The following is a 26,071-nucleotide window of genomic DNA, read 5'->3' on the forward strand; positions in this document are numbered from 1 at the left end:
TAGTTCTTAATATAATCCCATCACACCCATTCCTATTTTCTTGATTCATTATTCCGGAAAGGACTCCTGTGATGCGATTTTACGCAAAGATTACCGCCTGTTTGCAAATATTTCTGCAATTAATAATTATCTTCATCAATTCATTTGTTTTTTCAATTCCTGCTATTGCCAGCAGTCGCCAAACACCATCTTCACAAACGACGGCAGCAGCGTCAACCAGCACAGCAAAAGAAGACGATGCGGGTAAAAACCTCGCCAATGTGCTTTCCAGTACCGGTTCAATGCTGAGCCAGGATAATAAAACGGATGCCCTTATTAATTCAGCGATTAATAACAGCTCTGCATACGCCACTAATGAAATTCAGTCCTGGCTTGAGCAGTTTGGTACTGCGCGAATAAACCTGGGATTCGACAACAATCTGTCGCTGGAAAGTGCAAATCTGGACATGCTGTTACCGCTTTACGATGATAAAAAACAAAACCTTATCTTCACCCAATTAGGCACACGACGTGATGACGATCGCAACATCATTAATGCAGGCCTGGGTTACCGCTATTTCGCCGACACATGGATGTGGGGCGTAAACGCATTTTACGATCAACAACTGTCTGATAACACCCACCAGCGTTTGGGTCTTGGGGCTGAACTCGGCTGGGACTATTTCAGGCTAAGTGCTAACGGTTATCAGCGCCTTTCAGGCTGGAAAGATTCAAAAGATCACAAAGATTATGAAGAACGCGTAGCCAATGGTTACGACGTGCGGGCTGAAGGCTATCTTCCGTCTTATCCACAGCTCGGCGCTCAGCTGATCTGGGAACAATATTATGGCGATGACGTAGCCCTGTTTGGTGACAACGACGACGACCGCCAACGCGACCCTTATGCTGTGACTGCGGGTATCAACTATACCCCCGTTCCGCTGTTCTCTGTCGGGTTAAACCAAAAAATGGGTAAAGGCGATCACAACGATACCCAGGTTGAATTGGCGCTGAACTGGATGCTGGGTTCGCCGCTCAGTGCGCAACTTGATGCCGATAAAGTGAAAGATCGCCGCACGCTACTGGGCAGCCGTCTTGATTTGGTGAATCGTAATAACACCATTGTGCTGGAATACCGTAAAAAAGAGCTTATCTCGCTGAAATTACCAGCAAAAATATCCGGCATTGAAGCAGAAACCGTACCTTTTAACGTTAATGTGAAAAGCAAGTATCCGGTGGATCACATTACCTGGCAGGACGATAGCCTCGTTCAGAGCGGGGGGAAAATCGATGAAAAAAACGGTACGTGGACCGTTACCCTTCCTCGCTATCAGCAAAATGGCGCGGAGAAAAATATGTACGTCGTCTCAGCCACGGCGTATGACAACCAGGGGAATAAATCCGATGTCAGCCACATGACGGTAGCCGTTAGCGGGTTCAACCTTGCCGATGTTACGACAACGACGTCAGCGGCGAGTGCTTCGCTTCCGGCGGATGGCACGAGTACGACTCAGATAACCGTTACGGTCACCTCCGGCAGCGGCGAAAAGATCACCGGTCTTGCTGGCAGCCTCAGCGCGCAGTTGAGTCGTAGTGCGCAAAGCCAGAAGGTAAGCGCCTCCCCCGTTCAGGAAAAAATCAGTTCATTTAAAGAACAAACCCCTGGCGTTTACGTCAGCACCTTCACGGCCGGGACACTACCGGGTGCGGTAGTAGTCCAGCCTCTCTATAACCAGACGACGAAGCTCAGCAATACAACCGTTACCCTCACGGCGGTGAGTGATACATCTCATTTTGCCGCGCTTGATGCTTCTAAAACGTCGGCGCTGGCAAACGCCCAGGATGCGATTCCACTCAAAGCGCATGTTGTTGATGCAATGAATAACCCTGTTCAGGGTATGACCGTGCACTGGAGCAGCGAAAACGGGGATGCGCTTCTGGCCGCAACAACAAGCACCACTGACGCACAAGGTTATGCCGTCAACTCACTGACCAGCAGCAAAGTCATCACCACCACGGTTAGCGCGCAGCTTGATAACGGCGAAGCTATCCAGAGTAAAGCGCTGCAATTCACGGCTGACACCCGCAGTGCGCACGTCACCCAGATTAACGCCGATAAAAAAATCGCGCAGGCGGATAACCAGGATCAGATTACCGTCAGCGCCATGGTAACGGATGCCAGCCAGCACCCGCTGGTCAATCAGCCTGTTGACTGGGCAATAGACACCGCAAGCGGTACGGCACGTCTGGCCGACAAACAGAGCAATACCGATGAGAACGGTATTGCGACGGTGACGCTGAAATCGACAAAATCCGGACAAGGTATTGTCAGTGCCTCAACAGGAAGCAGCGACGCGTTAAAAACAGACGTGTTGACCTTCCTGCCGGATGTTAAAACCGCTACGCTCGGCAGCGTGTCAGCCACTAAAACATCGGCGCTGGCGAATGGCCATGATCCGGTCACCTTTAAAGTGAAGGTCGAAGATGCCAATAAAAATCCGCTGAAAGGCGTGAAAATTAACTGGAGCACGGCCAGCGCTCAAGCCAGCCTGTCCGGCGCATCCACCAGCACGGATGCGAAAGGTGAAGCAACCGTCGATCTAACCTCCACTACCGTCGAAAACACGTCAGTAACCGCAACGTTAGGGGAACAATCGCAGACATCACCGGCCATTAACTTCATCGCCGATAATGCAACGGCGTTCGTGCAAACGCTCGATACAGATAAAACACAGGCTGTCGCAAACCAAAACGATCGCATCTCGCTGACAGCACACGTCATTGATGCGAACGATCATCCGGTATCTGATAGCGCAGTACAGTGGAAAATTGTTGAGGGACAAGGCACGTTAAGCGCTGCGCAAAACAACACCAACGCTCAGGGTGATGCCACCGTAACGCTGGTTTCATCCATGCAGGGTAAGGTTGTTGTATCTGCCAGTGCCGCGGCAGGCGCGGCAGTAAACTCGCAGGAACTCACCTTTACCGCAGATACCGCGACGGCAAAAGTGACAAACGTTGCTGTGGATAAATCGGCGGCCATTGCTAACGGTAAGGATAAGATTACCTACACGGCTACCGTCACGGACGCCAAAGGCAACCCGGTGAAAGACCAGAACGTGAACTGGACGGCCTCACCCTCTACGGCAAAACTCTCTACCGCCACAACGAAAACGGACGTTAACGGAACAGCCTCCGTTACCGTCACCACCGTGAAAGCTGGCGAGGTCAACGTCACGGCTCAGGCGGGGTCGGGCGCGGCGTGGAATGCACCCGCAACGCGCTTCACAGGCGATGTCACCACCGCACAAATAGAAAACATCAAAGCGAGCAAAAACACTGCGGTCGCAAATGGCACGGATAGCATTACCTTCACCGGAACGGTTATCGATGCGAATAATAATATCCTTACAGGCGTAGAGGCAGCATGGACGGTAAACCCGACGACAGGCGCGCTGTCAGCATCAAAAAGCACATCAAATGATGCAGGGAAAGTGTCCGTATCCTTAACGTCAACCCAGGTGGAAAGCTACGCCGTCACCGTGAAGGTAAACGGCACGGATGAAACCTCAGAAACGGTGAACTTCACTGTTGATGAGAGTACGGCTGGCATTCATACGCTTACAGCGGATAAAACCGACAACATTGCCGCGGGCAGAGACAACGTCACCCTGACGGCAACGGTACAGGATGCTGCCGGGCATCCGATCCCGAATGCTACCGTGACCTGGTCATCTGATAACACCACCGGCCTCTTCAGCGAAACCAGCGTCACCACAGACGCAGAAGGTAAAGCGATCGCGACGTTCAGTGGCACACTCGCACAAGCTACAACCGTCACGGCCAGCAGTGTCAATAACAGCCAGAAAACGGTTCAGCTCACCCTTGTGCCGGATATGCTCAGTGCAAAACCTGTCACGATCACCTCACCGGGATATGATTACGACGCCATCGCCGACGGAAAAGATGTCATCGCTTTAACGGCTACGGTGAAGGATGATTATGGTAACGCCATCAATCAGGGCGACGTTAACTGGAAGGTGATACCTGCAGGTAATTACCATCTCTCAGCTAACACCCAGGCGACTAATGCGCAGGGGAAATCGACGGTGACCATTGCCTCTGAGGACGTGGTGGCCTGCAAAGCGGTTGCCACCTTTAACAACGTCAGCCTGACTTCCGGCACAATGCGCTTTATCGCCGATGTCACGACGGAGACAGTCACGGATCTCACTGCGAGTAAAACGACGGATATCGTCGCAGGTAAAGACGTGATTACGCTTCAGGCAACCGTAAAAGATGCGTCCGGTAATCCGGTGAACAATGAGACGGTGCACTGGGGTACTGATAATCCGGGCGGTACGTTCCAGCCATCCGATAGCAGCAACACCGACACTAACGGTGTAGCCAGCGTGTCCTACACCGCAACCAAAGCAGGCCCGACGGTTATCGGCGCGGGTATTAACCATTCTCAACAAACGGTGATAGTGAACATTATTGGTAACGTTGAAACCGCAGCGCTGTCGAACATCAAAGCGGATAAAACAAAAGCGGTAGCCGATAATACCGAGCTGGTTACCTGGTCCGTCACGGCGAAAGATGCAAATGGCAATATTCTGCCTGGAACCGCAATCACCTGGAGCAGCGATGACCCGGATCTGACGCTTGCCGCCAGCAGCAGTACGACCAATGAACAAGGTATTGCAACCATCACAGGCCGTACCATGAAAGCGCGTGATGTCATAGTCTCGGCCACCATTCCAGGGAATGGTCAAACACTGAAAGCGACAAAAGTCACCTTTATTGGTGATATCAAAACAGCCTCACTGCTTTCACTGACGCCGGACAAAACGACTGCGCTCTCTAACGGTTCAGATTCCGTCACCTATACCGTGGATGTTGAAGATGTTAACCACAATACGGTGCCTGATGCCGTAGTCGCCTGGCAAACAACGATGAACCATCTGTCAGCGGCGACAACCAAAACCAACAGTTCAGGAGTGGCCACTGTCAAGCTAAGCGGCAGCGATCAGGGCATTGTGACGGTGACAGCAACCATCAATACCTCGACGCTGGAAGAGAACAGCGTGAAATTTATCAATACCATAGAGGATACCTGGGTCATCACAACGGATTCATCAAGTTATACCTCAGCGCCTATCAAAGGATATTCAGACCTGGGCTTTATAACATCGTCACCAACCACCGGCCCGACGTCGCTGGACTGGGCTCCCTCCGGTGCCTCACAAGTTTCCACACCCGTCACTCTGGTGGATGACAGCGGCCAGCAGTATGAGGTTCAACTGAAAGGTTACCGTTTGTCCGATTGCTCGCAGCGTCCGCTCAATGCGGCCGTCGGGTGTAGCGGTCAAGGTGGCTACCGTGCGAAGTTTACCTGGAACATAAGTGACAACCCTGATATTCCACCGGGGCATTACACTGGTCTTATCCATTTCGCCGGTAAAGACTGGCACACCGACTGGGCGTTTGAATATCGCTTAACGATGGATTTAACCATCAATTAATCGACATAAAAAAAGCGAGCCGTTTGGCTCGCTTTTTGATTCCGCCGCGGTTACAGGTGAACCACCACCACCTCATTCCCTTGTGCGTTCACCACCACGCCCCACTCGCTGCCCGCATGTGAACCACCTTTCACGCCGCCGACCTTCTGCACGTTGCGCAGGCAGACTGACCAGTTCCGCGCCTCGCCTGCCCCCGTAATAGTCACTGTATCGCCCTGACGTGACGCCTTCAGCGTAAACGCCACAGAGCCGTCCGCCGCAGGCACTTCGCTCACCGCCGTTGCGCCATCATCCAGGTTAAACAGCTGGAAGGCCGTGCCCTCGTTCCACGCGTAGTCCGGTTTCTGGTTGTTGTTGCCCAGCGCCAGCAGCGTGTTGCCGCGCACGTAGACCGGCAGGCTCAGGAAATCATGCTGCTGTTTATGCCAGCGGCTACCCTGGATTTCATCGTTGTGCCACAGGTGTGTCCAGCGTCCTTCCGGCAGGTAAAACTGCACGTCGCCCGCTTCGGAGAACACCGGCGCAACCATCACCGAATCCCCCAGCATGTACTGACGGTCAAGGTAATCGCACGCCGGATCGTCCGGGAACTCCAGCATCATCGCGCGCAGCATCGGCGTGCCGAACTCGCGAGCCAGCGCGGCCTGACGATAAAGGTACGGCATCATCCGGCATTTAAGCTGCGTAAAGTGGCGCACCACATCGCAGGATTCGTCATCATAGGCCCACGGCACCCGGTAGGATTTGCTGCCGTGCAGGCGGCTGTGGCTGGAGAACAGCCCGAACGCGCACCAGCGCTTGTAGACGTGCGCCGGGGCGGTATTTTCGAACCCGCCGATATCGTGGCTCCAGAACCCGAAGCCGGACAAACCAATCGACAGCCCGCCGCGCAGGCTTTCCGCCATCGACTCGTAGTTGGCGTAGCAGTCGCCGCCCCAGTGCACCGGAAACTGTTGCGCCCCCACGGACGCAGAGCGGGCAAACAGCACCGCCTCTTCTTCACCGACCGTCTCTTTCAGCACGTTCCACACCAGCTCGTTATAGATATAGGCGTAGTGGTTGTGCATTTTCTGCGGGTCAGCGCCGTCGAACCACTGGACGTCGGTCGGGATGCGCTCGCCGAAATCGGTCTTGAAGCAGTCCACGCCGATATCCACCAGGCCTTTCAGCTTGTCGGCGTACCACCGGCACGCGTCCGGATTCGTGAAGTCGTAAATCGCCAGCCCCGGCTGCCATTTGTCCCACTGCCACAGGGAGCCGTCCGGACGTTTGAGCAGGTAGCCTTTCTCTTTTAACTCATTGAATACCGGTGATTTCTGCCCGATATACGGGTTGATCCACACGCAGACTTTCAGCCCTTTCTCTTTCAGGCGGCGGATCATCCCTTCCGGATCGGGGAATGTCACCGGGTCCCACTCAAAATCACACCACTGGAAGGCCTTCATCCAGAAGCAGTCGAAGTGGAACACATGCAGCGGCAGGTCGCGCCCGGCCATGCCGTCGATAAAGCTGTTGACCGTCGCTTCGTCGTAGTTGGTAGTGAACGAGGTAGTGAGCCACAGTCCAAACGACCACGCTGGTGGCAGCGCCGGACGGCCAGTGAAGCGGGTATAGCGGTTCAGTACCTCTTTCGGCGTTGGGCCGTCGATGACGAAATACTCCAGATACTCGCCTTCCACGCTGAACTGCACTTTGGAGACTTTCTCAGAGCCGATTTCAAAGGAGACGTTTTCCGGATGGTTCACCAGCACGCCGTAGCCGCGGTTGGTCAGATAAAACGGGATATTTTTGTACGACTGCTCGGTGCTGGTGCCGCCGTCGCGGTTCCAGGTTTCGACCGTCTGGCCATTGCGCACCAGCGCAGTAAAGCGCTCGCCCAGGCCGTAGACCGTTTCGCCCACGCCCAGATCCAGACGTTCAAACACATAGTTACGATCGGTATTGGTATCCTGTACGTAGCCGTTATTTTTCAACTGGCTGCCGGTGATGCGCTGCCCGTTACGCAGAAAATCCAGCGCCCAGACTTCACCTTTAGTGACGCGCACGCTGACGCTGCCGCTTTTTAGCTCGGCAAATTCCGCGTTGTTTTCAATCTCAACTTTTACATCCTTCAGAACGTTCAGCGGATAGTGCGGGCCGTTGTTCAGCGCCCCCTGGAAATGCTCAATGCGCACCCCGACAATCCCGTCCTGCGGGGCAAACAGGCGAACCGTGAACATCAACGTGTCGAGCTGCCAGGTGCGTTCGCGCACGTCACGCGGCGCAACAAAGACCACCAGGTCATTGCCCTGCTGCTCCACGTCAAACACCTGAACCGGATATGTCACGTTCAGGCCCGGTTGAATGAGCCAGTTTCCGTCACTGATTTTCATACTCTCGTCCTCTTAGTTCTGTAATTCTTTGCTGACCGGCAGGTTTTCGAATTCCTGCTGATTGCGGCGCGCGCCCTGCGCCAGCTCGCCCATAATTTTGATCAGGAATGGCGTTTTCAGCGTGTAGTAGCGTTTGGCGATCACCGCGCTCAGCACGTAGCAAACCGCTGGCACCAGCGTAAACAGGCCGATAATGATGCTGATGGTCGCACTGTTCTGGGTTTTCGCTGCGGCGTCATAACCGCCGCCTGCCAGCATCCAGCCAATCAACGCTCCGCCCAGCGCCAGGCCGAGTTTCAGCACGAACAGCGTGCCCGCAAAGCTGATGCCGGTAAGGCGTTTGCCGTTGGTCCATTCGCCGTAGTCGACGGTATCGGACATCATTACCCACTGAATGGGCGTCACTAACTGGTGCAGCACGCCGATGACGAAGATAAAGGCGAACATCAGTACGGTGGCATGCATCGGCACGAAGAACATCGCCACGCTGACCACCGCCAGCGCGGCGTTGGTCCACCAGAAGATGCTGACTTTGCATTTCCAGTCGGTGAGCGGTTTCGCCAGCGCGGAGCCAATCAGGTTGCCGACGCAGTAGGTGGTGAGGAACGCGACAAACACTTCCGGCGAGCCCATGATCCAGGTGCAGTAGTACATCATCGCGCCGCCGCGCACGCAGACGGCGAGAATGTTAAGGATGGTGAGCACACCGACGATGCGCCACTGGTCGTTGTGCCAGATGTCGCGCAGGTCTTCACGCATGGAGGTGGTGCTCGGCGGCACCTGGATGCGCTCTTTGGTGGTGAAGAAGCAGAACGCCAGCATCAGGAATGCGACCACCGACAGCACGGCGATCCCGCCCTGGAAGCCGAAGGCTTTGTCGTCGCCGCCGATCAGGTTCACCAGCGGCATCATCAGCACCGTGGAGAGCATGCCGCCCGCTGTCGCCAGCACAAAGCGCCAGGACTGGAGGGAGATACGCTGCGTCGGGTCGTTGGTGATAACACCGCCGAGCGCGCAGTAAGGGATGTTGACCACGGTATAGAGCAGGGTCAGCAGGGTGTAAGTTATAGCGGCGTAAAGCATTTTCCCGTTGAGGCTAAGGTCTGGCGTGGTGTACGCCAGCACACAGACGATGCCGAACGGGATAGCGCCAAACAAAATCCACGGACGGAACTTACCCCAGCGGCTGCGGGTACGGTCGGCAATCAAGCCCATGCATGGGTCGGAGATCGCATCCAGCGCGCGCGCCAGCAGGAACATGGTGCCGACAAACCCGGCGGGAATGCCGAAAATATCGGTATAGAAAAACATCATGTACAACATCACGTTATCAAAAATAATATGGCTGGCGGCGTCACCCATGCCGTAGCCAATCTTCTCTTTTACTGACAATACTTCGCTCATCTTTTTTTATCCTTCACGCTGTAGGGGGCGCTGAGACCGGTTACAGTGGTTTTAAACCATTGTTTCAAAGGCGGGTATTGCGTTTTCTGGTTAGCAGATTACGTTTCTTGTTTTTTGTGATCGCGGTAAATGTTGGGAGCACGAAAGGCTAACCTGAGGATTTTCTTAAGAATTAACCGAAACAGGGGTGTGCAGGTCAAAAGAGAGGTGAAAAAAGTGTGTCGGGGGATGTGGTAAATGCCTGAAAGTAGCTATAATGCGCCCCGCCTCCATGTAGCAATGCAGGCGCGGAAGATCGTCATCTCCGGTGAGGTGGCTGGACTTCAAATCCAGTTGGGGCCGCCAGCGGTCCTGGGCAGGTTCGACTCCTGTGATCTTCCGCCAAAAATGTTCATATTATATTCAAATATTTTTATATTTCAGTTGTCGTAACCTTCAAAATTAAGGAAAAGACATGAACTGGGCACTGGCTATCGCTACTATTTTTGCTACTCTTTTCAGTCCATTACTTGCGGTTAGAGTGCAAAAACTTATCGAAAAGCATTCAGAAAAAAGAAACATAAAAGTTAATATATTCACTGAACTTATGGCAACAAGATCAACAGCGGCCCGCCTTTCTAATGAGCATGTTAGAGCCCTGAATATGATCGACTTAGCATTCTATGGCGATATAAAAAGAAGTATCAGTAAAAGAACAAAATCAGAGAAAAAAGTCCTTGATGCCTGGAAAGAATACTTCACCCATTTATGTACACACTGTCCAGAAAATGAAAGCGGTAACACGTTGTGGAATCAGACTAGCGATAGATTATTCGTAAATTTACTTTCTGTTATGGCTGAAGATATTGGCTACGATTTTGATCGGGTTCATTTGCAGAATGCTATTTATATACCTGTTGCTCATGGACAAATGAATTTAGATAACCAAAAAATTCGCAAAGGACTAGCTTCAATTTTTTCTGGTGAGACTGCATTAAAGATGGATGTAATTTCTTTTCCTGAATCATCTGATGATCAAAAGTCGCAATAAAACTAACCTACATTTTTGGCTTAATACCTAATTTAAGTAATTCATTTCGCCCCAAGGATTTGAGCCAATTTCCCAAACTCATCCCCGCATCTTTCGCAGCCTCTTCAAACTGTGCTTTCAACTCCGGTGTAATACGAATCTGAAAAGTCGGTGCTTTTCCGGATTTAGATTTGTTAGGATCGCGTTTAGCTGTTGACATGTACGTACCTACAAGAGCAAGATATCTTCGCTGAGGTACGTACCTTAGCATACGAAAACCTCAAATTGAAACGCCCTCGCCAGGTACTCGCAATACCGGACGAGAGCTAACCTCACCAACTATCAAGGAGTTGATTATGGCTGATTCGCATTCTACCCCAGACACCGACCAATCCGGAACCGAGCGTTCGTTAATTGTGGGATACCGCCCGAATGTTTTCGACAAATCTACGCCGAAAATCATCCTTTCCGGCAAATGGCTGCGTGCGGCGGGGTTTGATACCGGGCATCAGGTCACGGTAAAGGTCATGAAAGGGTGCATCGTTCTGGTGGCGTATAACGAGCACGAACAAAGGTTGCTGGACGATTATAAACAAGCGAAGGCAAAGCTAACCGAAATCGAGGGTACGCTGTCGCTGCTACTTTCCTCTCCAGCCTGAATGGTAAAATGCCGGAAAGCGCCTCGCAGTTTCTTAATTGTGCTATCAAATTAATATCCCATTTTTGTCATACTCCGTTCCCCAAAGAGCTGGCTGCCCATGGCAGCCATTGCATTTATAAACTACAGCTTATCATGGACGAGAGCATGTGGACGGTACTGTTCAGTAAGGTGTTCGAGCCATGGTTGCATGAACAGGAAGAGGGATTACAGGAAAAGTGTTGGCAGACCTGTTGAACCTGCAAAACTATGGGCCTCGTCTTCCTCGTCCGTATGCGGCGGATACCGTTAAAGGTTCACGGTATAAGAATATGAAGGAGTTACGTATTTAGTTCGAGCTTTCTTCGCTTTTGATCCTGTACGTCAGGCCATTGTGCTGTGCGCAGGAGACAAAAGTCACGACAACACTTTTTATGAACGACTTATCCGTATCGCTGATGGCGAATTTTCTCTTCATCTGGCAACTCTGGAGGCAACAAAGTGAAAACCTTAAATGAAGTGATTGCATCCCGCACACCGGAAAGCCAGAAGCGCATCAAGGAAATGGGCGATGAAATGATTCTGGAAACCGGGCTTCAAATGATGCGTGAAGAGTTGAGGCTATCGCAAAAATATGTGGCTCAGGCAATGGGTATTAGCCAGCCAGCCATCACTCAACTGGAGCAACGGGGTAATGAACTGAAAATTGCCACGCTCAAGCGTTATATTGAAGCCATGGGAGGAAAACTCAGCATTGATGTTGAACTTCCCACCGGAAAGCGTGTGGCATTTCATATCTAGAAAGATTGAAAAGTATTGTATTGCGAGCCCCGTGATTAACCATGCAATCTCATACCCAGCAACGGAAACGGCTACCGTTTCCGGCACCCAGTCAAACCGAGCTACGCTTTCACCTCCATCACCGCATACACCCCATCTTTCGGCACTACCACGGTGACATTCTCCACCGGTACGCCCGCCGCGATGTGGATATCCTGCAGTTGCTGCAAAGTGCGCGGGAAGATAGGTTCCCAGCCAATACAACGCAAAACAAAGTCTATTTGCGGGCTGCTGGTCAACATATTGGACACAACCATCGCTCCTCCGGGCTTCACCAGCCTCAGGGCGCGTTGCAGGAAAATCACCGCATCGGTGTCGTTGAAATATTCGAAAATCCCCAGCGCGTCCACCAGCTCGGCCTGATGCTCACCCAGTTCAAGTAATAAATCTTCATTGCGCACCAGGGTATGGACCAAATCACGCCTGAGCAACGTCAGTTGTTCACCCACGGTAAGCCCCTCCTGAGCCGCCATGGTTTCGGCCCAATCCAGCGCAACAGGATCTTTATCTACCAGCGATAAAAACACCTTCTGCCCGTCAAGCGTTGCGTTACGCAGCGCCTCCAGCACGGGGATCGCCGCCCCGCTCGCCAGGCTCACCCAGTTGTTTTCGCTGTCGTTGTGGATGTATTTTTCAACCAACATACTGAGCACCTTCGCGCGGGAACGTACACCGATGGCGTCGTTGGCATGGATAAACCACTGGCGGCTTTCGCTGTCCATTTTTGTGCCTTCAGGGAGCCGTTCTTCGAGCGGGTTTTGCACCACAAAGAGCGCCAGCGCGCCTGGTACAAGCCGGGCGCGCCAGGCGGCCAGTGCGGGACGGTGGCGAAAAGCCTGTTCTGAAAAGTGATGTTGAGGGATCAAAACCGGCAGTCCTCCCTCTTCGTATTCACGGAGAGGCGGCTCCAGATCCGGGTTCGCTTTCAGGGCCTGATCAATCGCGTTGATCTCACGGGTTACGTCATCTTTCATCGGCCACTGGTCGCTGACATCGGGAAACGCCGCGCTATAAATGGTCATGTTTGCAGGTGCAGTACCGCGATACGGTTGCCAGTTCATCTCGTTCCCCCTTTGGCCATTAACGGAAGTCTACTTACCCGACCGTTTTTTTACCCTAAGAAGAAAGCACGAGATAACGCGCTTAATTTTCACCCGCAGGGTGTCGCTTTGGTCTGGTAAGAGACCGGAGCAATATGAATGAAAAAACTCACCTTCCTGCTGTTACTGCCGCTGCTGCTGAGCGGCTGTGCCGCTATCGTTGGCAATAATGAAGAGACAATCACGATCAACAGCCAACCGGCTAACGCATTCTTTATCATCGCGGACCAGAGCGGCAGGATCATCACAACAGGTAACACGCCAAAAACCGTCACGCTGAAGAAAGCGGACGGGAGTTATTTCGGCAAGCGCGAGTACACGCTCACGGTGAAACAGGACGGGTATTACTCATTGATAATGCCGCTGGAGACGCGCTTTAGCCACTGGTACACACTGGGCAATGTTATCTTCCTGGGCGTGCCGGGCTGGTTGATTGTCGATCCGTTCTTCGGCGGCATGTACACCTTCAAAACCGATACCCTTAACGCCGTGCTCCGTCCATGCCCGTCGGGGCCGTTTAACTACATGTGTACTTAACTCTGCGACGTGCGCCAGACGCCTGGCGTGCGGCCGTATTCCGTCTGAAAATGACGAATAAAATGCGCACAGTCGCTAAAGCCCATCCGCAGGGCAATGTCCGTAACGCTTTGTTGGGAATTTTTTAATAACCAACAGGCATAGCGCAGCCTGGCACTGCGGATAAACTCACGGGTGGTTTTACCAAATTCAGCATGGAAAAGACGGTTAAGCTGCCGCTCGCTCAGTGCCACTTCGCTGGCCAGCCCGGCGGTCGTCAGCGGGCGGGTGAGAAACTGTTCAATGAGCATCACTGCGCGACGCAAACGCGAGTCGGGGATCAGCGCAATATTGGCCGGACGGGGGGTGGCGAGTTCATGGGGAACAAGAGACAAACGCTGGCAGGCGGTACTGGCGGTATCACTGCCGGCATGTAAACGAATCAACTCGGTTGCCAGCGTGATGGTCGAAATGCCACCCGGACAGGTCAGCACATCGCCTTCATCAATAAAATCATAGCCTTGCTCAGCGTATACCTGAGGAAAAGCCTGTCGAAACGTCTCCAGGTGGAAGGGATGAATCGAAGCACGTCGCTCATTCAGTAAGCCTTCCTGGGCGAGCACAAAACTGCCGGTGCCTATCCCAATCAGCGGGACTCTGGCGTGATGGGCGTGCGCCAGATACTCTCTGTCTCCCTGGTAGCCGCGATTCAGATACTGCAAACCGCCGCCAATGACAGCAATATAGTTAAAGGAATCAGGGGGAGCGTGAGCGGAATCGGGTCTGATACTGATACCCGCATTGCTGGCGATCGGGATAGCAGGGAATTCGCTTATCAACCTGATTTTGAATGAAATTTTCTTTTGTGCTTTCGCTGCATAGCGCAGCGCTTCCATCAATCCGGATACCGCCAGCAGTGAATAGTGGGGCCATAAAAGCAACCCAATATGCAGCCGCATTTCCGGCGCAGGTAAACCGTGACCGGAAGGTTCAAATACAGTTTTCATCAACTTGCCAAAGTTAAATAACAATTACATTATTGCAACACGCTGGTTGCTTTTTATATTTCTAAGGTAATTCTCAAACCTTAAATCAAGCATAAATGAAATTTGAAGTCTTTATAACGTTTTTTTGGCCGGGTCATTCTTTTTTTGAACTGCGACACACATATGTTGGCAATGTGCCTAACGTGAAGAGATAGTTACCATTCTGTTGTTTATTTATACGTATATAAATACTTTTCTCTGGATAAACATAAAATTGCGGTTCATATTTTGCCAGCCAGCTATCTTCCACATTATCGTCCGGAAATTTCATGTTTTTTTCAGAGGTCAATAAATAGACGTTGTCCTTCCGCTCAATCTGGAAGGATATTTTCCGGTCGATTGTTTTATTTGAACCGCTCAGAGTGCTGCCATTCATGCTCAGCGTGCCACTTTTTCCATCAAACGTGTAATTCAGCCAGAGCGATAACGTCTCTGACGGATGGTGCTGCACCAGGTTTGCCTGGCAGGAAAACGGCTGAACATAGTATCGGTGCCACAGGTAGTAACCCATCAGCGCCCCGCCAGTGACCAGGCACGTCGCGAGAATATACAGCATCTGACGATAACGGCTCATGCTAGCGATCCTCAATGAAATAATCAGAGATACAGCGGTTCGGTTCTTTCATTGCTCTGTCACAGCGAATAACAGACGCACGCGGAAGGCGGGCGTACCAGCTGATATAAATCCAGGGATAATTTGCGCACTCAGCCTTAAATTGGTCCACATACGCCAGCGCCTTCGCGCGTTCGTTTTGGGTCTGAATATCGTTTGCCAGGTAGACACGGCAGCTTCCCACCGACGCCGCAAAACGATAATCATCGACAAAACGGTTTTCACGGGCGTTGCTGTGGCCAATCATCCCCACCCCCGCCAGTATGAAGAAAACAAACAGCATACCGCCCAGCCAGCGCGAATGCCTCACAGGTGATATTGTGGGTTCCGCTACCTGTTCAGGTGGCGGTAAAGGCTCGGTTATTGGCTGCGTCTCCACGAGCGGCTCGTCCACTGTTTCAGACGGGCGCGCGCAAGCACCTTTAATCGTTATTTGTGTATCGCTTGCCAGCGTCAATCCAATGCGGGGAATGGTCACAATAGGGTCAACGTCAAAACCAATCTTTTTGAGCCCTTTGCGCAGAATAGAGATGTTCTGATAATAGGTATTCGAAGAGACAAGCATGCCGCGGCTTTGCCAGACAACATCAAGAAACTCTTGCTGTGTCACAATCGATCCCGCTCTCTCGATTAATAACAACAGGCAACGACCTGCGGGTGAATTTAACACCACGACGCGGTCGGGATTGTTGAGATCGCGTAACGTGCTTGCCGCAGGGTGAAATTCAACAATGTTGTTAATAATATAATGCTTATGCATAGGGTCAGTATGAATTCTCCTGTTAATCCTGAAGCCGCCATGTCTGAACATGGATGGAGTATTTGCGTGATAACCGCTCGCAAGGATTAATGTGACTGATAAAGTTTATGCTGTATATCTCAGCAATTGGCGAAAAATCTTATTTTATCTCACATTCCTGCAGCTTCACTGAACTGAAAGACATACTGAAACCCTGGCATAATGCGGCCTGGAGCACTACTTCATAAACTAAACAACGCATTTCTCATCTTTTGTGAAGCTCCCTTTTATCATTCTGAAACATCTGAACCGCCCCTACTCCTGATTAATGATATAAACCTGAAAAGAGGGTTAGCCCACCTCTTGACATTGACAAAACCAGACAAAAGCTCAAATTGAACGCAATGGACATGGATGTCTGAAATATTCAGAACGGTTAAGTCTTAACTTTTGTGAATCTCCAGCAATATCAATATTTACGCCGCCACTCTGTATAAAATGCGCACACCTTATCATCAGTATAAATCGATGATAACACTCGGAAATTGTTATCCATCGTCAGTATCTGGCCCCTCCGATTGACACCAGCAGACACTCTCCTTACAAAACATTTATCAAAGCTAAATTTTCATTAAAAATTGCGGGTATGATTATTTGCAGACAACGAAGCGGGAGCAATCCAATAAGAGGATAACGTCGTCACCGGTGTCGATAACAGCGATTAACACAAATTAAGATTAATTCAGATTACCTCTTTATTGGCCAGCGTATAGTAGGCCTACACCATGCAATGCGTGATTGCTTCGAGAAAACAGGCTGACATCAACAGTAATGATCCGCCTGATACTATTATAAATCGAGGGAATAACATGGCGAGTAACTCCGAAACAACACAACCTATAAATATTGCATTGATGGGCGGCGATCATTATGCACGCCATGGTATTACAACATTATTAAGGAGCGTTAACCCGGATTCGCAAATAAAAATTTCCGTTGGCGACTATCAGCAACTGGATACGGCGTTGTCATCGAACCGCATTGATATTTTACTGGTATCTGGCGCTGAGAAATACCATACGGGATATGACTGCCTGAAATATATAAAAAACATCAAAGCGAATTATCCTGAAGTGATTATTTGTATGTACTCCGCTCCGGCCAATTCTCTGCTGTGGGTCAGGGGAGATATTGATGCCTATATCTCCTTGCAGGACCCCATATATCAGTGGCGAGCGAAGTTATTAAAAATGGTCGATAGCCGACATCGACCTAAAAAGAAACCCGCAGCGTTATCGCTGACGCCGGGAGAATGGAGGGTATTAAAGGAGATCAGGAACGGACTGGATATACGTTACATCGCAGAACTAGAAAAGCTGTCTTATCGCCGGGTTAGCGCATTAAAAAGCTCAGCGATAAGAAAACTTGGGCTCAGGAATAAGACAGATTTGCTGGTCTTTTTAACCAGTTAGACCTGCCGCTTTCAGAGCAAATCTCGTAATAAAAAATAAGGAATTAAGAAAATGAAAGCACGCGTAAAACACAACACTCTGCTGGCGTTAAGCATTGCAGCCCTGCTGCCAGCTGGCTCCGCACTGGCGGCGAGCACCAGCGGCGGTACGGTGAATTTTCACGGAAGCGTCGTCACGTCTGCCTGTGCCATCAGTGCTGGCAGTGCCAACATTGATGTCGATATGGGCGAAGTTCGTACCGCTACGCTAGCCGCTGCGGGAAGCGAGGCCAGCACCGCGAAAGCGTTCGCGATTACCCTGGAAGATTGCGAAATCGCAGACACCTCCGGCTCTACGGAAGAGAACCCGATCGCTGCAACAACCGTGGCCGTGACTTTTACCGGTACGCCAGATAACTCGGACGCCAACAGCCTGGCAGTAGGCTCTAACGGCAGCGCCACGTCAGCACAGCACGTCGCGATCCGCCTTTACGACGAGCAAGGCAACGTCGTGAAACTGGGTGAACCTGCCGCCGCGATCCCGCTGCGCAGCGGCTCCAACACCCTGAACTTCAGCGCGAAATATTACTCCCCGGAAGGCAATGCCACTGCGGGTGATGCCAGCGCAGTTGCGACTTATACCGTCACCTATTCGTAATTTTCAGGCCCGGTCTGTCGGCCGGGCCTGACTCAGTTTTCAGGAGAAGCACTATGCGCGCAACAACAGGGATCTGTCTGGCGGCCTCGTTATGTTCATCCGTCGTTTACGCAGGCGGCGTGGGATTGGGCGCAACGCGAATGGTTTACTCCAGTTCCACCACGCAATCCATGCTGCAGGTCAGAAACACCCATCCCGATGCCACATTCCTGATCCAGTCCTGGATGGAAAGTGAAAAAGGGGAACGCACCAACGACTTCGTCATTACGCCGCCGCTGTACGTCTTAAAACCGGCCAGCGAGAGCGTGGTGAAGATCATGTTTAACGGCAAAGCCCTGCCACAGGACCGCGAAACACTCTACTGGATGACGGTTAAAGCCATCCCGCAGCAGATGAAAAACGGTTCCGGCAATTCACTGCAGTTTGCCTCAGCGAACCGCATCAAGGTCTTTTATCGCCCGGAGGGGCTAGGGGAAGGCGCAGGTGATGCCTGGAAACACCTCAGCGGTGAGTACCGCGCAGGTAAAGTCACACTCACCAATCCGACGCCGTACTACCTCACCACCATTAACGTAAAAATCGACGGTATGCCGGTTCAGCCAGTGATGGTGCCACCAAAAGCAAGCGTGACGCTGGCAGAAACATTCAGCCATGCGAGTGACATGAGCTACCAGACCATTAACGATTACGGTGCATGGACGCCAGTCACCCGCTCGTCGTTGTCCCCAAAATAAAAGCATAAAGGCGTGAGTGCGTGAAAATAAACATCCTGTGCGCCATGGTGATATCCCTGGTCATTCGGCAAGCCATGGCTGCCGAAAGTGAGCTGCACTTTAATCCCGCGTTCCTCAACGGTGAGAGCGCGAACAGCGCCGATCTTGCCTGGGTCAACGCGGGAAGTGCGTTGCCGCCAGGTGAGTACAACCTCAACGTGTACATCAATAACACCTACGCATTCACAGGTAACGTGGTATTCCGCGTCGATGAAAATACCGCCGGTGAAGCCCAGCCCTGCGTCACGCCGGAGCAGATCGCCGCGCTCGGTATCGATAGCCACCAGGCAAAGGGCGGTGCGCTGCCGCCTGCTCAGCGCTGTCTCTTTTTACCGCAGACCTTTCCGGGAGCCAGTTTTGATTTCGATCAGAAAACGTTGACCCTCAGCTTCACGGTGCCACAAAGCGCGATGCGCAACCTGCCGCGCGGCTACGTCAGCCCGGCAAGCTGGGAGTCAGGCATCCCTGCCGCGTGGCTGAACTATGTGGTCAATGGCTCGAACAATGACTTTCAGGGCGAGACACGCACGCGCGAACAGCAGCTTTTCGTGAGCCTTAACAGCGGCGTTAATCTGGGCGCGTGGCGGTTGCGTGATTTCACCACGTGGACCAAAGACACCAACGAACTGACCCACGTGCAAACCTGGCTGCAGCGGGACATTTCAGCCCTGCGCGCCCAGTTTTATGCAGGGGAAACGTACACCTCTGCACAGGTTTTTGATTCCGTTGGGCTGCGCGGCATCGCCCTGAAAACCGATGACAATATGCTGCCTGCCAGCCTGAGCGGTTACGCCCCGGAAGTTCGCGGTATCGCCCGCAGCAATGCCACCGTAACGGTTCGCCAGAACGGCAACATCATTTATCAGACCGCCGTTCCGCCAGGGGCGTTTGTGCTGAAAGATCTCTATCCGACCTCTTCCGGTGGCGATCTGGCGGTCACCATTCAGGAAAGCGATGGCAGCCAAACGCAGTACACACTGCCCTTTGCCAGCGTGCCTAATCTGGTGCGTAACGGGCAGATGAAATATGCCCTCGGAGCCGGTAAATACCGTCCAACAGGCAATCAGGACGCACCTTCGTTCGCTCAGGGCGAGCTGTTCTACGGCTGGCGATACGGCCTCACCTTTTACGGCGGAGCGCAATTGTCCGATCGGTACACCGGTCTGGCCCTGGGCATCGGGCAAAACCTCGGCCGCTTTGGCGCATACTCTGTCGACCTGACCCACGCACGGAGTCAACTGGCTGACGATAAATACTACACTGGCGATTCGGTGCGCCTGCGTTACAGCAAGCTGCTGAACGATATCGGCACGCGCGTGAATTTCTTCTCTCTGCGCTACTCGACACAGGGATTCTATACCCTGAGCGATACTACCTATAAGGGCATGGCGGGCGGATCGCCAAAGCAGGTCGTGGAAAATGATGGCACCGTGACCACCCACTACGACACCGTCTATAACCTGCATATGTCGCGCAAAGCAAAGAATCAGCTGCTGCTATCGCAGCCGATGGGCGAATACGGTTCGCTGTCGCTGTCCTGGGATCAGCAAACTTACTGGAACACACCGAAAACCACACAGAGCCTGCAGTTCGCGTGGAACGCCACGTTTCGCAATGTGTCTCTCGGCGTAAGCCTGCAGCGCAGCACCAGTTTGTACGACAACCAGAAAGACAACATCCTGGCGATGTCGCTTTCAGTGCCGTTTGGCAACCCGAAACTGGCGACCCGCGCCCGGTTCACCACCACGCAGGCGAATTCTACCGGCAACACCACCAGCGCAGGCGTCAGCGGCTATATGCCAGGTGAGGAGAATCTGTTTTATAGCGTGAACCAGCGCTACAGCGCCCAACAGCACTACGGCGGCGACACCGCACTGCAGTACGAAGGCCAGAGAGGTAATTACAACCTGGGCTACAGCTACACGAGAGATTCACGCAACCTCAGCTACGGCATGAGCGGCGGCGCGGTGCTGCATGAAGACGGCCTGACGCTGAGCCAGCCGCTGGGCAACACCAACATTCTGGTGAAAGCGCCGGGTGCCAGCGACGTCGCCGTGCTCAACCATAAAGGCATCAAAACCGACAGCCGGGGCTACGCGGTGATCCCTTACGCCACGCCGTATCGGGTGAATCAGGTTGCGCTGGATGTCACCACCGTAGGTAACGACGTGGAGCTGGAAAACGCCATCGTTCATAAAACGCCAACGGACGGTGCGCTGGTTCGCGCCACGCTCACCACCCGTCAGGGAGCAAAAGCGATGTTTATCGTGCGCCACCGTCATGACGTGCTGCCGTTTGGCACGCTGGTCTCGCAGGCCGATGACGCCGCCAGCGGTATCGTCGGCGATGGCGGGAGCCTTTATCTGTCCGGGCTGGCACCGCAGGGCACGCTGCGGGCGGTGTGGGGACGTGGCAGCAACCAAAGCTGCACCATTGATTACCGTCTGAACAAACAGGATTACAACCCTCGCACCGGCCTTTATTCCCAGGAGGTGGTATGCCAGTAACGCTTCGTATCATCGGCATCGCCCTGCTGATGGTGTTTACCGTTCCGGTTCGCGGCTACGACGTGCTGGTTTCCGTGACCGGGAATTTGATCGGCAATACCTGCATCGTCGCAGCGGATTCGCAGGAACAAACCGTACCGCTGGGCACCATCGGCCTTAAGCAATTCAGTAAGGCAGGAGCAGTCAGCAATATCAAAACGCCCTTCACGCTCACGCTTGAAGAGTGCGGCCCGACGTTTGCTGGCGTGAAAATCCGTTTTAGCGGCACACCGGATGATGACAATCCGCAGCTTGTGAAAATTGCCGAAGGCGGGGCAACCGGCGTGGCAGTCCAGATCCTTGATAAAGACAGCGTGCTGATCCCGCTGGACACCCAAACCACCGCATACGGCGCAGCGGGGGATAAAAGCGTAAAAATGACCTTCTATGCGCGGCTGGCCGCCACAGGCGCGCCCGTCAGCGCCGGGGACGTTTCAGCAGTCGCCACCTGGACTACGGAGTATCAATAATGCGTTTTTTCATGTTTATCAGTTTGCTGATGGTCTCTGTGACGACCTTTGCGATGGAGTGGAAATCCGACATCGTGCTCTCCCCGCAGCCGATGACCTACAGCGGGCCTGCGGACTCCGTCATACCGGGCAATATCATCGGCTCGGCGTGGAGCGCCACTGCTGACGTGGAGGAAGTTTTCTGGTGCGGCTGGGTCTTTACCTGTACCAAAGGCACGCTGGAGCCTTCTGGCAGCGCCGTATCAAGCGGGATGACGGTCACTGTCGATGGTGTGAACTACACCATTTTCGAAACCGGTGTTCCTGGGGTGGGCTATATCATCGGGTTAAAGGATTTTAAGGGCACCACATACGTTCCGCTGCAAACGGGCATTACACAAAGCTATCCTGCGGACGGCACGAGCGGCTACGCGGCAAATTTAGGCTGGTCGGCAAAAGTGACCTTCATTAAAACTGGCACGGCGCTGAAATCGGGCGTTTATCAAACGCCGACAATCAACGCCGCCATCCTGACCGCTTATAACAACGAAGTTAAAACCGCGCAGGTCATTATCAACCCCACCACTATCACCGTTACGGCGAGCGGCTGCACCGTCGGCACCCAAAGTGCAAACGTCGATTTGGGCACGATTGATGTCCGCACCCTGCCCACCGTGGGCAGCACCTCGCCGTCGGGGGCATTTAACGTCGGCCTGACCTGCGATGCGAACGTGGCGGTTAACGCCGTGATGACCGATCAAACCACACCGTCAAACACCTCGTCAGTTGTTACGCTGACAGGTGACTCCACCGCTTCCGGCGTGGGCGTGCAGTTTTTCTATAACGGCACCGGGCCGCTGATGATGGGGCCGGACAGTTCGGCTGCAGGCACCACGAACCAGTTCTTTATCCAGACAACGACGGCAGCACAAACGTTGTCGCTGCCGTTCCAGGCGCAGTATATCCGCACTGGCGAGCTAATACCGGGCACGGCAAACGCGCTGGCAAGCATCACGTTTTCGTATCAGTAAGGATCGGTGTTTCATCCATACCAGCCGATCGACCCGGAAGCCCGGAGCACGTGCAGTGGGAAGTAAAGTGTAGCGCACCGCTTCGATGCTTCATTCCGTCGGGAAGGATTCGTAGTATATTGAGACTATTCTTCCTCTGTGGACACCGACATGGCTTACTCCATCGGCGAATTCGCCAGACTCAGCGGGATCAGCGCCACGACGCTGCGGGCGTGGCAACGTCGCTACGGTTTACTCAAACCGGGGCGGACGGAGGGCGGCCATCGTCTGTACAGCGAAGCGGACGTTCAGCAGGCCCTGCAGATCCTCGACTGGGTAAAAAAAGGTGTCCCAATCGGCCAGGTAAAAACGCTGCTGGAGCGCCCTGCGCCGCGTCGGACGGACAACTGGCAAACCCTGCAACAGTCTCTGCTGGCGCGACTCAAAGAGGGAAAAATCGATTCCCTGCGCCAGATGATTTACGATGCCGGCCGTGAATATCCCCGAGCAGAACTGGTCGCTAACGTATTACGCCCGTTGCGCAGCCAGGTGTCGGCCAACATTCCAGCCGCCATGACCCTGCGCGCAATCCTCGACGGCATCCTTATGGCGTACACCTCGTTTTGCATGGAAGGCGATAAAAAAGCCCCAGGCGATAACATCCTGCTGAGCGGCTGGTATCTGAACGACGCCTGTGAGGTCTGGCTCGAAGCCCTGATGCGCACCGGCCAGGGCCACCGTATCGACATCTTACCCACTCCCCTCACCGCGCTGGCACCGGACATTTTCCCGGATCGCAAATGGCTGCTGGTCACCAGTGGCAAATTAACCGCGGCGCGCCAAAAACAGCTGACGGAGTGGCAGAAGGCCCTCTCACTTGACATCATTATCCTCTGACACCTTCTCTTCCCGTGCCTGACTATCTCATTTTAATACGTTGATTATTTTGTACATTACAAAAAACACACAATAAAACTTAGACAAATAAACAATGTTGTGCAAATTTTAAGGAGGGCGTAAGAGGAGGCACAACATGAATAAACCCGTCATTGGTATTAGCGGATGTCTTACCGGTTCTGCCGTTCGCTTTGACGGCGGGCATAAACGTATGGCCTTCGTCATGGATGAACTGGCCCGGTGGGTGAACTTCAGGCCCGTCTGTCCTGAAATGGCGATCGGTCTGCCGACGCCGCGCCCGGCGATACGGCTTACGCTGACGACAAGCAATGAGACCCGGCTGCGTTTCAGCAAGCCGCCTCATGATGATATTACGCAGAAAATGGCTGACTTTACGGCGGAATATCTGCCAAAAATCGGCGATTTGGCGGGATTCATCGTTTGTGCAAAATCGCCAAGCTGCGGCATGGAACGCGTGCGGCTATATGATGAAAACGGCAACCGGGGCCGCAAGGAGGGTGTCGGGCTGTTCACCGCCGCCCTTCTTGAAACCTCGCCGTGGCTGCCCGTGGAGGAAGATGGCCGCCTGCACGATCCGATGCTGCGGGAAAACTTCGTTGAACGCGTCTTCGCGCTTCACGAACTGAATACGCTGCGCGCCAACGGCCTGACGCGCCGCGCGCTGCTGGACTTCCACAGCCGTTACAAGCTCCAGCTGCTGGCGCACCACCAGGCGGGTTACCGTGAAATCGGGCCTTTTGTTGCCTCGTTGCACGAATGGAACGATCTGGACGCCTTCTTCGTGGCGTACCGCGAAAAATTGATGGCGATCCTGAAAACACCCGCCTCGCGGAAAAACCATACCAACGTGCTGATGCATATTCAGGGCTATTTCCGTAACCGGCTGAACAGCCGCCAGCGTGGGGAGTTAAGGGATGTGATCCTGCATTATCGCGACGGATTACTGCCAATCCTCGCCCCGCTTACGCTGCTGAAGCACTATCTGGCGGAATACCCGGACCGCTACCTGATGACGCAAAATTATTTTGATCCCTATCCGGACAACCTGGCTCTGCGTCTGGCCGTAAGCTGAACATAAAAATGCGAGGAGCCCACAGACCCACAGAGGCTCCAGGCAGTACCCCGTTTCGACGACACCTCACTGTCGTCTTTTTTTGCTTTTCGTATAAAAAACTGTAATTACATACAGTTACGTGATGCATAAACAGGTGCGACGATCGATAAAATGGGGTCAATCAATAAACCGCGTCCGCACCCTTTCAAGCGGGGCAATAAGCAAGTTAATGAGTGGCTTACGATCGATAACGATATCGGCATTCACCGTCATCCCGCCCATCAACAGGCGTTTTTTCTTGTCCGGGTCGGTAAACCAGGAGGGAACCTGCACTTTAGCAAGATAGTAGTTTTGTCCTTCCTGGAGCGGGATCAGCGCCGAATGAGCATCAATATTCACTTCATAAAAATCAGCCAGGGTCGCTTCAACTGAGCCATATTTGTCCACAGGCCAGGAGTCAAAGCGCAGCTTGACCTTATCCCCTTTCGCCACTCGCCCGACACCCATCGCCGGAACATACAGATACCCTTCCATCGTCGCCGTGGTATTTTTGCGGATCACCACCACCACCTCGCTGTTTTGCGTAATGGCGCGGCCTGGCGGGAAGTTAATCGCCACCACATAGCCATCGGATGGTGCCAGCATAGCCATGGTGGAACTGCCCCGGCTGGAGAGATTACGGTCGATCTCGCTGATGCGGTTCTTCACGTACAACAACTCTTCGCTCAGGGAATCGATTTGCGACTGCGTACTGTCAGACAAACTGGTTTTCCGCGCTTCCAGGTCAAGGATCGTGCTCTCTTCCAGCGTCAGGTTTAGTTGGGCATTGAGTACGTCGTTATGGCTCTTATCGAGATCGACCTTCGAAACGTAACCCTTTCCCGCTATCGCTTTCCAGGCGTCGTAAGTGTCGGTACTGTTTTTCAGCAGCGCACGCAGCTTCGTGACCTTATCCCGTGAAACCGCAATCTGCCTGTCTGTAATCTTAAGCTGCTGGGCCAGGTTTTTACGGTATGACGCGACAGAATCCTCAATGGCCTGTATGCGCTGTTCGCTACGCTTTTTTTCCGCTTCCATCTGCTGGCGATCGAACTGCACGACCGATCCCTGCTTGCCGCCATAATCCTGCGACACGGTAAACAGCGGGTCATTTTCCTTCACGTATTCACCTGGCCGGACCGCGAAATCAACGATCGTACCGGACTCTCTGGCCCGCACTTCGACATCGCCCTGAGCGGGGATCAGCACGCCGCGCGCCAGCGTGGTTTCGGAAAAATTAAACACCACGGAAAAGACCAGCAGACAGAGAAAAAACGAAATGAACAGCGTCAGCACAGCCTTCAGCCGGGGGGCATTAATCTGGTAACTTTTCGAAAAATGGTGCGGGATCAGCGGTCGGCGCTGCCGGTTACGGTTTTTTAATTTCACGACAT

At 53.0% G+C, this 26,071-nt stretch carries 21 protein-coding genes, 1 tRNA gene and 1 pseudogene; 15 read left to right on the top strand and 8 right to left on the bottom strand.

Annotated features, from left to right (window positions below; genetic code table 11):
• The first annotated feature begins 71 nt into the window (after nt 1–71).
• Nucleotides 72–5,504, top strand: a complete 5,433-nt coding sequence (locus EoCCA6_RS11285; protein WP_152082729.1) for an Ig-like domain-containing protein — start codon at nt 72–74, stop codon at nt 5,502–5,504.
• Nucleotides 5,505–5,554: 50 nt separating this feature from the next.
• On the opposite strand, the gene yicI is transcribed toward EoCCA6_RS11285, so the two are convergent.
• Together yicI and EoCCA6_RS11295 are read right to left on the bottom strand one after the other, a co-directional pair.
• Entirely contained in the window at nt 5,555–7,876 is a 2,322-nt protein-coding gene (yicI, locus tag EoCCA6_RS11290; protein WP_152082730.1) for an alpha-xylosidase, read from the bottom strand.
• Nucleotides 7,877–7,888: 12 nt separating this feature from the next.
• Entirely contained in the window at nt 7,889–9,280 is a 1,392-nt protein-coding gene (locus EoCCA6_RS11295; protein ID WP_152082731.1) for a glycoside-pentoside-hexuronide family transporter, read from the bottom strand.
• A 289-nt stretch (nt 9,281–9,569) separates the two neighbouring features.
• Here EoCCA6_RS11295 and EoCCA6_RS11300 point away from each other — a divergent pair.
• A tRNA-Sec gene (locus tag EoCCA6_RS11300) sits at nt 9,570–9,664 on the top strand.
• A gap of 70 nt (nt 9,665–9,734) precedes the next feature.
• Nucleotides 9,735–10,310 (top strand): DUF6680 family protein, encoded by a 576-nt coding sequence (locus tag EoCCA6_RS11305; RefSeq protein WP_152082732.1) that lies wholly within the window; start codon nt 9,735–9,737, stop codon nt 10,308–10,310.
• A 7-nt stretch (nt 10,311–10,317) separates the two neighbouring features.
• On the opposite strand, the gene EoCCA6_RS11310 is transcribed toward EoCCA6_RS11305, so the two are convergent.
• Nucleotides 10,318–10,509 (bottom strand): toxin-antitoxin system HicB family antitoxin, encoded by a 192-nt coding sequence (locus EoCCA6_RS11310; RefSeq protein WP_152082733.1) that lies wholly within the window; start codon nt 10,507–10,509, stop codon nt 10,318–10,320.
• A gap of 136 nt (nt 10,510–10,645) precedes the next feature.
• On the opposite strand from EoCCA6_RS11310, the gene EoCCA6_RS11315 reads away from it, so the two are divergent.
• The 3 genes and pseudogenes from EoCCA6_RS11315 to EoCCA6_RS11325 all read left to right on the top strand — a co-directional run bounded on the left by EoCCA6_RS11315 (nt 10,646) and on the right by EoCCA6_RS11325 (nt 11,727).
• The gene (locus tag EoCCA6_RS11315; protein WP_152082734.1) at nt 10,646–10,948 is read left to right on the top strand and encodes a SymE family type I addiction module toxin; all 303 of its coding nucleotides are present in this window, start codon (nt 10,646–10,648) and stop codon (nt 10,946–10,948) included.
• Between the two features lie 146 nt (nt 10,949–11,094).
• Nucleotides 11,095–11,431: pseudogene (locus tag EoCCA6_RS11320) on the top strand (type II toxin-antitoxin system RelE/ParE family toxin).
• Complete coding sequence (locus EoCCA6_RS11325) at nt 11,428–11,727, top strand: helix-turn-helix domain-containing protein (RefSeq protein ID WP_152082735.1); 300 nt, start codon at nt 11,428–11,430, stop codon at nt 11,725–11,727. The pseudogene EoCCA6_RS11320 and the gene EoCCA6_RS11325 overlap by 4 nt, the downstream one beginning before the upstream one ends.
• 101 nt (nt 11,728–11,828) lie before the next feature.
• Here EoCCA6_RS11325 and EoCCA6_RS11330 read toward each other — a convergent pair whose 3' ends face one another.
• On the bottom strand, nt 11,829–12,827 hold the full coding sequence (locus EoCCA6_RS11330) for a class I SAM-dependent methyltransferase (RefSeq protein ID WP_152082736.1): 999 nt from the start codon (nt 12,825–12,827) through the stop codon (nt 11,829–11,831).
• Between the two features lie 138 nt (nt 12,828–12,965).
• Here EoCCA6_RS11330 and EoCCA6_RS11335 point away from each other — a divergent pair, with 138 nt between their 5' ends.
• Nucleotides 12,966–13,403, top strand: coding sequence for a hypothetical protein (locus EoCCA6_RS11335; RefSeq protein ID WP_152082737.1), 438 nt, complete (start codon nt 12,966–12,968; stop codon nt 13,401–13,403).
• On the opposite strand, the gene EoCCA6_RS11340 is transcribed toward EoCCA6_RS11335, so the two are convergent.
• The 3 genes from EoCCA6_RS11340 to EoCCA6_RS11350 all read right to left on the bottom strand — a co-directional run bounded on the left by EoCCA6_RS11340 (nt 13,400) and on the right by EoCCA6_RS11350 (nt 15,801).
• Nucleotides 13,400–14,281, bottom strand: a complete 882-nt coding sequence (locus EoCCA6_RS11340) for a GlxA family transcriptional regulator (RefSeq protein WP_152084441.1) — start codon at nt 14,279–14,281, stop codon at nt 13,400–13,402. The genes EoCCA6_RS11335 and EoCCA6_RS11340 overlap by 4 nt on opposite strands.
• A gap of 241 nt (nt 14,282–14,522) precedes the next feature.
• A complete protein-coding gene (locus tag EoCCA6_RS11345) occupies nt 14,523–15,002 on the bottom strand; it encodes a hypothetical protein (protein ID WP_152082738.1) in 480 nt (159 codons plus the stop codon).
• A gap of 1 nt (nt 15,003) precedes the next feature.
• Nucleotides 15,004–15,801 carry a winged helix-turn-helix domain-containing protein gene (locus EoCCA6_RS11350; RefSeq protein WP_152084442.1) on the bottom strand — a complete coding sequence of 266 codons (798 nt, stop codon included), beginning with the start codon at nt 15,799–15,801 and terminating at the stop codon, nt 15,004–15,006.
• A gap of 848 nt (nt 15,802–16,649) precedes the next feature.
• Here EoCCA6_RS11350 and EoCCA6_RS11355 point away from each other — a divergent pair.
• The 8 genes from EoCCA6_RS11355 to EoCCA6_RS11390 all read left to right on the top strand — a co-directional run bounded on the left by EoCCA6_RS11355 (nt 16,650) and on the right by EoCCA6_RS11390 (nt 24,656).
• Nucleotides 16,650–17,252 carry a LuxR C-terminal-related transcriptional regulator gene (locus EoCCA6_RS11355; RefSeq protein ID WP_152082739.1) on the top strand — a complete coding sequence of 201 codons (603 nt, stop codon included), beginning with the start codon at nt 16,650–16,652 and terminating at the stop codon, nt 17,250–17,252.
• A gap of 51 nt (nt 17,253–17,303) precedes the next feature.
• Nucleotides 17,304–17,888, top strand: a complete 585-nt coding sequence (locus EoCCA6_RS11360; protein WP_152082740.1) for a fimbrial protein — start codon at nt 17,304–17,306, stop codon at nt 17,886–17,888.
• 53 nt (nt 17,889–17,941) lie between these two features.
• Nucleotides 17,942–18,622 carry a fimbrial biogenesis chaperone gene (locus EoCCA6_RS11365; RefSeq protein WP_152082741.1) on the top strand — a complete coding sequence of 227 codons (681 nt, stop codon included), beginning with the start codon at nt 17,942–17,944 and terminating at the stop codon, nt 18,620–18,622.
• Between the two features lie 20 nt (nt 18,623–18,642).
• Complete coding sequence (locus EoCCA6_RS11370) at nt 18,643–21,168, top strand: fimbria/pilus outer membrane usher protein (protein ID WP_152082742.1); 2,526 nt, start codon at nt 18,643–18,645, stop codon at nt 21,166–21,168.
• Nucleotides 21,159–21,677, top strand: a complete 519-nt coding sequence (locus tag EoCCA6_RS11375) for a fimbrial protein (protein ID WP_152082743.1) — start codon at nt 21,159–21,161, stop codon at nt 21,675–21,677. Before EoCCA6_RS11370 ends, EoCCA6_RS11375 begins: the two co-directional genes overlap by 10 nt.
• Nucleotides 21,677–22,687: a fimbrial protein gene (locus EoCCA6_RS11380; protein ID WP_152082744.1), complete on the top strand. Its 1,011-nt coding sequence runs from the start codon at nt 21,677–21,679 to the stop codon at nt 22,685–22,687. The genes EoCCA6_RS11375 and EoCCA6_RS11380 overlap by 1 nt, the downstream gene beginning before the upstream one ends.
• 150 nt (nt 22,688–22,837) lie before the next feature.
• A complete protein-coding gene (locus EoCCA6_RS11385) occupies nt 22,838–23,563 on the top strand; it encodes a MerR family transcriptional regulator (RefSeq protein WP_152082745.1) in 726 nt (241 codons plus the stop codon).
• Nucleotides 23,564–23,699: 136 nt separating this feature from the next.
• Entirely contained in the window at nt 23,700–24,656 is a 957-nt protein-coding gene (locus tag EoCCA6_RS11390) for a YbgA family protein (RefSeq protein ID WP_152082746.1), read from the top strand.
• 159 nt (nt 24,657–24,815) lie between these two features.
• Here EoCCA6_RS11390 and EoCCA6_RS11395 read toward each other — a convergent pair whose 3' ends face one another.
• On the bottom strand, nt 24,816–26,066 hold the full coding sequence (locus EoCCA6_RS11395; RefSeq protein WP_152082747.1) for an HlyD family secretion protein: 1,251 nt from the start codon (nt 26,064–26,066) through the stop codon (nt 24,816–24,818).
• Between the last annotated feature and the right edge of the window lie 5 nt (nt 26,067–26,071).

Origin of the sequence: Enterobacter oligotrophicus (genome assembly GCF_009176645.1) — a bacterium.
In the GTDB taxonomy this organism is placed as follows: Bacteria; Pseudomonadota; Gammaproteobacteria; order Enterobacterales; family Enterobacteriaceae; genus Enterobacter; species Enterobacter oligotrophicus.